This window comes from Mycobacterium sp. (assembly GCF_052144515.1).
Taxonomy (GTDB): domain Bacteria; phylum Actinomycetota; class Actinomycetes; order Mycobacteriales; family Mycobacteriaceae; genus Mycobacterium.
On record NZ_JBKQQD010000403.1, the window covers coordinates 1 to 7,009 of the forward strand.

Sequence of the window (7,009 nt, forward strand, 5' to 3'; positions counted from 1 at the left end):
CTACCCACAGTCCGCGCTGCACTCGAACGCGAAACCGCCGAACCTGTCGTGCACAATGACCAGGTGAGCGCAGCCTGATGCTCACCGGACCGCCACCGAAGTTCCACGGAACTCGGGACAACCTCCAACGATGACGATTCCAACGGGCAACATCGATCAATCAATACATTTCGGGATCGGGCCGCGTCTCTGGCCGAACCGTCGCCTCCGCGATTAGTCCCGGTTGCGGTGCGGCGTCAGTGATGACTGTTGGCGCGGCCGCCGTCATCGTCGGTCAAGCACCGTAGCTCGCGTCCCATTGAGCGTGGCCGGACAGTCGCGCGGCGCGGCGCGCGAGCGCGCCGAGGAGCTGCTGACCCGTGTCGGTTTGCAGGACCGAATGGCCCATCGTCCCGGTGATCTCAGCGGCGGGAAACAACAACGGGTCGCCGTGGCGCGCGCGATCGTCCTCGATCCGCCGCTGATTCTGGCTGACGAACCGACCGCACATCTCGACAACATCCAGGTCGAGGAGGGGCAGCTCTGCGACCGGAAAGACGGCCGATCATCGACCTCCCAGTGCGACGGCAGATTTGCATTCATCGATGAAAGGCCGGATGGGGCCCCGAGGCCGAAGCGCTGAACACGCAAAGCGGGCCAAAGTCATGGTCGGCTTCATCAACTGCAACACCCGCACCACGAAAACTCACAGATCCCCTGAACGAGGTGACCTCAATTCCGGTTGCGACGAAGGGCACGCCGCATTTGAGCATGATCGAAGCGCCGCGAGGAGGACGAACGCCGGTCATTTGAATGACTTTCGTCCCTATGTCCGTTGTGGCCAGCACCCGAACCATCAGAGGTGTCATACGACGAACCGAAAAGGATCATCATGCGCCAGGACTACGGCCTCGAGTCGGATTACTGCGCGCCGGCACCGACCGTCATCGCGAAGATTCCCATGGGCGGCCGGACGGGCGACGTCGTCATCAGTCCGGACAACTCCCGTGCGTATGTGGCCCGGAGCAACTCGATCGCGGTGATCAGCCGCCTCAACAACATCCTGGGCATTATTCCGATCAGCGGAGATCCGAAGGGCCTAACGATCAATGCCGACGGCAGCCGGCTCTATGTCACAAACCACGAAGGCTCCGTTTCAGTCGTCGACGTCGCCGACCACTGGATACGTGTTCTCCCCGGTGCTTCTAGTGCGCAGGAGGTCGTCACCGCAGATCGGGCCCTCATCTACACAGCACACAACGCAAAACATCATGGTCGTTGCACCAGCTGGATTTCCGTGAACGACACCGAAGGCGCCACGGTCGCAACCATTCCCGGTGTAGGCGGCTACGCAATCACCGACATCGCCGTGGACCCCAACGGCACCCGCGCGTACGCCGGATTGTCTGGATACAGCTCCTATTACCAGCACTGTACTGGCTTTGTCAGCATGATCGACACCGCGAGGTATGCCGTGATCGATGACATCGACATAGCTGTCTCGCCGGAGACCATCACGGTCAGCCCGGATGGGTCAACGATGTACGCGACGCACTACGACACCGAATTCGTGTCGGCGGTTGACCTTGCCACCCACTGTCTCACGACCATTGCGCTGCGTGACGCGCCACTTGCCTTGACGCTTACGCCAGACAGCTTGCAGGCGTATGTGACCAGTTGTTGCTCGCTGTCGGTCATTGACACGGTTACCAACGAAGCGGCGTGCATCACGGTCGGCGACCTGCCGCGAAGCGTGCAGATCAGTCCGGACGGCAAGCGAGCGTACGTCAGCAATTTCGGTGACCACAGCGTCTCGGTCATCGACACCGTCACCCAGTGCGTCGTCAACACCATCGACGTTGGCGGTCATCCCGAAGGGTTGGCGGTCAGCCCCGATGGCGGTCGTCTTTATGTCAGCGACTATTGGTCGGGCACCGTTACCGTGGCCTCGATCTAGCCGCAATCGGCGGTTAATTGAGGATCTACTGACGTTTTCGTGGGTCGATCTGAGCCGCTTCCGCTTCGCGCTCTGGGCGGCGCCAGCCCCTACGTGCGGGTCGATGGCAACGACTACTCGGTGCACCCGGTCGCGGTCGGTCGGCGCATCGAGATCACCGCCGACTTGGGGCGAGTCCAGATCTGGTGTCAGGGCAACCAAGTCGCCGATCACGCCCGGATCTGGGCCAAACACCAGACGATCAGTGATCCCGAGCATGTCGAAGCGGCCAAACTGCTGCGCCGCAAGCGGTTCGACATCATCGGACCGCCCACCCATGTCGAGGTCGAACAACGCTGCCTGGCCGACTACGACACCCTGCTGGGTCTTAACGGGCCGGTGGCGTGATGGCAACCAAGACCTCCAACGGCATGTCGCGGACACCGCCAGCACATCGTCGTAACCGGTCACGGCCACCACACCGTGGTGCGGTTCCCGAAACGCCGGGCACTTCTCACGAAGGTATTCGAAGTAAGGATACGGGTTCTCGACGACGGACCGGTCGCTGAAAAAGTCGATGCTATCGAAATCGGTCATGGTGTCCTTGACGGGTTCCGATGCGAACGGATACTAGCGGCTCCACCTGGCAGGATCGTGATGGAGGACCTGCCACGCCACCGCTACCAGGGGAAACGGCCCTCGTAGACTTCTCCTGGGGCCGTTTTCAGGCGGGAGGGGACAACTTTTGGGGACATTAGCGCCGCTGACTGGGTAAACCTCAACGCCCAGCTGCCTTGACTTTGGTTCAGGCGATCGTGTAGTCGCTGAGCGGGAAGGTCGAGCCTTCTCGCACCGCATTTGCCGTCGACGTCGGCCGCAACAGCGTTGTTCACCGCTAGGGTTGAAGTAGTACGACCGCGACGTGGCACAGTCGCCACGATTAAACACCGAGTCGTCCAGCAGTCGGGTCATCCGATCAAGAAAACGAGCGTTGGCCTCTTCGGTTACCTCAAAGGTGGTTGCGCCCCTGCGCTTGACCTCGCCGAACAGCCGGTCCATGTGCCGCATCTGGTATTCGATGGTGTTGAAGAAGGACAACCCGGAAAAGGCAAACGGACTGGCCAGGCTCAAGTAGTTGGGGAAGTACGGCATGGATACACCCTGGTAGGCCTGAAACCTGCTCTCGCGCCACCACTTTCCCAAGTTGCGGCCTTGACGGCCGATCACCTCGATGCCGGGAAGTTGGCGTCCCACAGGTCAAACCCGGTGGCCAGCACCAGAGTGTCAATGACTGCCTTGCGCCCATCGGCAGCGACGATACCGTCCTGCTCAATCCGCTCGATCCGGTTTGTCTCTAGGTGCACATGCGGTTTGGTAAAGGCGCGGTAATAGTCGTTGGACCAGGTGGGCCGCTTGCAGCCGAAGTCGTAGGCCGGTGTCGATTTGCGACGCAGTTCCTTGTCGCGGATCGACACGAATCGGTTGATCTTGGCCAGGTAGGCAGCGGCAATGTAGAGCCGCCGGAACTGCGGATAGTGCAGCACACTGACCGTGATCAGCTCGAAAATGATGTCGGTCACCCAGCGAAACACGCGCTGCATCAAGGGCAGGCGCGCGAACAGGCGTTGCATCACCGTGGGAATTGCGAAATCGATCTTGGGCACCACGTGAATCGGGGTGCGTTGGTAGACGGTCAGATCGGCGGCCTCTTTGGCCAGCTCAGGGACAAGTTGCACCGCGGTCGCCCCGGTCCCGATGATCGCGACACGACGCCGCGCAAAGCGGTAGCTATCGTCCCACGCGGCGGTGTGGACAACCTTGCCATCGAAGCTGGCGATACCGGGGATATCGGGAGTGTGCGGTTGGGACAGGAAGCCCGTTTGTGTGCTTGCCCGCACGCGTTGCCGGGCCGATGTGATCAAGATCGTCCTCTTCTGTGACCACTACGCCTCCAAGCGAACCCGCGGTCCGGTGCTGGGCCATCGGCGATTCCCTGATTGATATAGGTCGTAGCCTGATCAATGTCGTTACCGTCCTTGCTTTGCACACCCAAGGTGGGAATGGCGGAGCCCGACGCGGTAGCTGCACAACCCAGCGGCCGCAGGTTCGAATGCTGTCTCCGCTACCAGTGTCTCCGCTACCAGTGTCTCCGCCACCACTGTCTCCGCCACCAGCGGAAATGCCGTTTGTGAACGGACTTGTGAACCCGAGCGCGGCTCGTCGGGTCGTGTTCAACGATCCGCCCAACTCTGTGACGATCAAGAATGTCAAAATGACGTTGTGCTGACTCCGAAGTTAGCCTTCAAAGCGGCTGGAAGCCTGGTGAGCTCGCCGCCGCTGAAGGGCCGCTGACGTGCACGGGTTCGGCTTCCACACGCTGGCGTTGCTGACCGCCGTTGGTTTCGTCGGTCCGCCGCTGGCCGCAGTGCCGCGCTTGCGGATACCGGTGATCATCGGTGAGCTGATCGCGGGACTTGTCGTCGGCAAGACCGGTTTCGGCGTCGTCGATGGCGCCAACCCAACGTTTCAGTTGTTCGCGAATATCGGCTTCGCGCTGGTGATGTTTGTCGTGGGCTCCCATGTTCCGGTCCGCGACCCCGAGCTGCGCTCGGCGGTGCCGCGGGCATTGGCGCGGGCGGTTGTGATCGGTGCCGTCGCGGCGGCTCTCGGTGTTGGGCTGGCGGCTGGGTTCGGGACCGGCCACGCGGCGCTTTACGCGGTGCTGATGGCCTCGTCATCGGCGGCGCTGGCATTGCCGGTGATCGATTCGCTGCGGTTGCACGGACCGCAAGTGCTCTCCGTGACTGTGCAGATCGCCATTGCCGATGCCGCGTGTATTGTGTTGCTGCCGTTGGTGATCGACTTCCGGCGGGCGCCGATGGCAGCACTTGGTGGGCTGGTGATCGCGGGCTTCGCGGTGGTGCTCTTTGTGCTGCTGCGCGCGGTCGAGAGCAGGGGCTGGCGTCGGCGCATACACGACTATTCCGAGAAGCACCGGGTCGCGTTGGAATTGCGGACCAGCCTGCTCATCTTGTTCGCGCTGGCGGCGCTGGCCGTAAGCACCCACGTGTCGATCATGCTGGCGGGCTTCGCGTTGGGTTTGGTGATCGCCTTCGTTGGCGAACCGCGGCGGCTGGCACGTCAGCTATTCGGTATCACCGAGGGATTTTTCAGCCCGCTGTTCTTCGTCTGGCTGGGCGCCTCGCTGCAGGTACGCGAACTGGGTTCGCACCCGAAATTTATTCTGCTGGGAGTAGGCCTGGGGCTGGGTGCCGTGCTGGCGCATTGCGCGGGAAGGTTGCTCGGCCAGCCGCTGACACTTGCGGCCCTCTCGGCCGCGCAGCTCGGCGTGCCGGTGGCTGCGGCCACCATCGGCACCGAGGAACACCTCCTCGCCGCCGGCGAAGCGTCGGCGTTGATGTTCGGTGCCCTGTTGACGATCGCCTGCACATCGATCGCGGGCGCGTTGGCGGCGCGCGGCCAGAGCGCCGCAAAAGCGGATAAACCCGCCGTGACCGACAAGACCACGGGGACTTAGTTCAAGCTTTCACGTGTCCTTCGCGTGCTTGTTCGCCGCCGCTCAGCGAGAGACGTCGCATGGGCGCTCGTAAAGGCGATACTCGTGGCGTTCTGATATGGGGTGCGGGTTTGTCATCCCTGAAGGGGCGGGGCCCTGTCAACACGTTACCGACCAGCGGTTTTGTCGGCTTTCGGCCTCCGTGTAGACAGCGTCAGGCAAGGACCGGGGGTCAAGACGGAGCGCCCGAGTGCAGCGAGGACGAACGGTCTTGACGCCGGGCCGGCCTTGTGAAAGCTGTCGACGGATGCCGGAAGGGTGCGGCGGGACGATTGTGTAGTTGTGGGCCTTCTCCAAGCCGTGATGGTGCAGATACGTTGGGGCAGGGCCGGATTGGTCCGGCTGCCGGTCATCCCGTGGGCATGCTTTTCCCCCTACACACCGGCTCTGCAATCACCCGGAGTGCCGCCTTTCGGGCTGCGTCTGGCTCCACTGCCCGGCGTGCTGGGCCGCATCCGCGACGCCGTGCTGCGGCCCATCGCAATTGGCATGATGGAAAGGGCGGTATTGCCGGCGGGCAACAAGATTCGTGCGAGCGCCGGCGCGCCGCCGGTCGCTTCGGCGGACGAGTTCATGCGGCGGGCCCCGCTGATACTGGTGGCGAGCGGCAAGCCGTTCGAGTATCCGCAAACGGACTGGGGCGATGCCGTACAGATGATCGGTCCCTGCATGTTCGAACCGGCCATGGATGCCGTTCCCGACTGGCTCACGGCGATTGACCGGCCGGTCGTACTGGTCACCACGTCGTCGCAACAGCAGGCCGACGAAAAGCTCGTCAGGACCGCGATAGCCGCGCTCGCGAACGAACCCGTGCATGTCGTCGCGACACTGCCCGCCGGGCTACCGAGCGACATCGCACTGACACCGAACGCAACGGTGGTCCAGTTCGTTCCGCACGGCCCCGTGTTGGACCGCGCGGTGTGCGCGATAACCCACGGCGGTATGGGTGGAACCCAAAAGGCGCTTGCCCGAAACGTTCCGGTGTGCGTGGTGCCGTTTGGGCGGGACCAATTCGAGGTAGCGCGACGGGTCGAGGTGGCGCGTTGCGGAACTCGTCTGCCGGCTAAGAAGCTGACCGCGTCTCGGCTGTCCTCGAAGGTCCGACAGGCGATGACCATGACAGAGGGCGCACGGCGGGTCGCGGCGGGCTTCGCAGCGACCGGCGGCGTCGCTCGTGGCGCCGACCTGATCGAGCAACGCGTGCTCGGCAATGCGGCCAGCTTCAGTTCGTCAGCCAGCGCGAGCAGCTGACTGAATCACTCGCAGGAGTCCGACCAACCAAACGTGTCGGTGCAGATCACGCCGCGGAGTCGGTCTCGGTCAGCTCGTCGAGGTCGGGCAGCGGCCGACGGCAGATCTCCGCGGCCTCGTCGGCAGGCAGGCCGAACATGATCAGCACGTCGCGGGTGGCACGATCGGCCGCCTCGGTATCGCTGCGTTCGGGTTGGTCATGCAGCAGCTGGCCCAGCCCCAGCAGCGCGCCGCCTGCCACCGACAACGCGAGCTCAGGATCGTCC

Annotated in this window: 3 protein-coding genes and 4 pseudogenes; 5 read left to right on the forward strand and 2 right to left on the reverse strand. The window is 63.1% G+C overall.

Translation table 11 applies throughout. The features are described from left to right. Nucleotides 1-292 precede the first annotated feature (292 nt). From ACLP9N_RS26985 to ACLP9N_RS26995, 3 genes and pseudogenes are all read left to right on the forward strand, one after another. Nucleotides 293-514, forward strand: a pseudogene (locus ACLP9N_RS26985) (ATP-binding cassette domain-containing protein); the annotation flags it as partial. Between the two features lie 357 nt (nt 515-871). Further along, nucleotides 872-1,936 carry a YncE family protein gene (locus ACLP9N_RS26990; protein ID WP_442410261.1) on the forward strand — a complete coding sequence of 355 codons (1,065 nt, stop codon included), beginning with the start codon at nt 872-874 and terminating at the stop codon, nt 1,934-1,936. Nucleotides 1,937-2,026: 90 nt separating this feature from the next. Further along, nucleotides 2,027-2,323: pseudogene (locus ACLP9N_RS26995) on the forward strand (Mu transposase domain-containing protein); the annotation flags it as partial. A gap of 397 nt (nt 2,324-2,720) precedes the next feature. Here the strand turns inward: ACLP9N_RS26995 and ACLP9N_RS27000 are convergent. Further along, nucleotides 2,721-3,801 (reverse strand): annotated as a pseudogene (locus tag ACLP9N_RS27000) (flavin-containing monooxygenase); the annotation flags it as partial. A gap of 467 nt (nt 3,802-4,268) precedes the next feature. On the opposite strand from ACLP9N_RS27000, the gene ACLP9N_RS27005 reads away from it, so the two are divergent. Together ACLP9N_RS27005 and ACLP9N_RS27010 are read left to right on the forward strand one after the other, a co-directional pair. Beyond that, nucleotides 4,269-5,453 (forward strand): cation:proton antiporter, encoded by a 1,185-nt coding sequence (locus ACLP9N_RS27005; protein ID WP_442410262.1) that lies wholly within the window; start codon nt 4,269-4,271, stop codon nt 5,451-5,453. A gap of 342 nt (nt 5,454-5,795) precedes the next feature. Continuing rightward, entirely contained in the window at nt 5,796-6,743 is a 948-nt protein-coding gene (locus ACLP9N_RS27010) for a glycosyltransferase (protein WP_442410263.1), read from the forward strand. A gap of 46 nt (nt 6,744-6,789) precedes the next feature. Here the strand turns inward: ACLP9N_RS27010 and ACLP9N_RS27015 are convergent. Further along, nucleotides 6,790-7,009 (reverse strand): annotated as a pseudogene (locus ACLP9N_RS27015) (TetR/AcrR family transcriptional regulator); the annotation flags it as partial.

What these genes read in the sequence shown, in the direction of transcription:
- ACLP9N_RS26990 (WP_442410261.1), top strand. Translation starts at nt 872, where the DNA reads ATGCGCCAGGACTACGGCCTCGAGTCGGATTACTGCGCGCCGGCACCG.
- ACLP9N_RS27010 (WP_442410263.1), top strand. Translation starts at nt 5,796, where the DNA reads ATGGTGCAGATACGTTGGGGCAGGGCCGGATTGGTCCGGCTGCCGGTC.